Genomic DNA, 870 nt, shown 5'->3' on the forward strand with positions numbered 1-870 from the left:
GGATCGCCGGGGAGGGCGGGAGCAGCCTCGACAAAGTCGTGACGGCCCAGTACTACCGGATGGGCCGGGCGCGGTGAGCGAGACGGGAAGGTATACGCGAGGAACCGGTGTCGTTACGCCTCTTGACGTGACGCCAGCTCGAAATCCGGTGGATCTGGGCTGGTCAGCGGTGCGCACCCGCCCCCGTGTGACGGGGTGGGGAACTTTTGCTCCGGCATTGGGTCGTCGGGGTGAGAGGCCACGATGAAATGACTACGGCGTAGTCGTGGCGAGGCCGCAGGGGTATAGCCGGGTGCCTAACTCGTCGAGCGGACAGCAGTGAACGTGGGAACCGTCCGGGTCCGTTCCCCGGGCGCCGCCCAGCCAGGGCGGCGGTCGGGGATAGGTGCGATGTCAGCCGAAGGATGCGGGTGGGACGGAGCCGCCGTAGTACTCCGCGCCGGGGAGAGCCCGGCACATGGGGAAGGGCGGCAGCGTGTCGGTCAAGGAGAAGAGTGCAATGTCCGAAGGTGCGGCGGTGAATACCGACGCTGGGAGATGGCCGGATGCTGATTCGGCCTTCTTCGCAGTACGGAGGATGCAGATCAAGTTACACCGGTGGGCGACCGAAGAGCCCGGTCGCCGGTTCGGTGACCTGTTCAACCTCGTCTACGATCCGGCCTTTCTGGTTCATGCGTGGGAACGCGTGTCAGGTAATGCCGGGGCGCGGACAGCCGGGATCGACCGGGCCACAGTGGCCTGGATCGAGACCCGGATCGGAGTGCGGGAGTTCCTGGGCCAACTACGGGACACGCTGAAGTCGGGCGAGTTCACACCGGTCGAAGTGCGGCAGGTGATGATCCCCAAAGCGAGCGGCAAGCTGCGCAAGCT

The 870-nt window shown here is 66.0% G+C and carries 1 protein-coding gene; it reads left to right on the forward strand.

Features of this window, described 5'->3' with window-relative positions:
- Positions 1-475 precede the first annotated feature (475 nt).
- Positions 476-870 (forward strand): hypothetical protein (locus IEZ27_RS53440; protein WP_229825374.1); only part of this gene is annotated, 395 nt, incomplete at its 3' end.

The organism is Nonomuraea spiralis (genome assembly GCF_014648435.1).
In the GTDB taxonomy this organism is placed as follows: Bacteria; Actinomycetota; Actinomycetes; order Streptosporangiales; family Streptosporangiaceae; genus Nonomuraea; species Nonomuraea spiralis.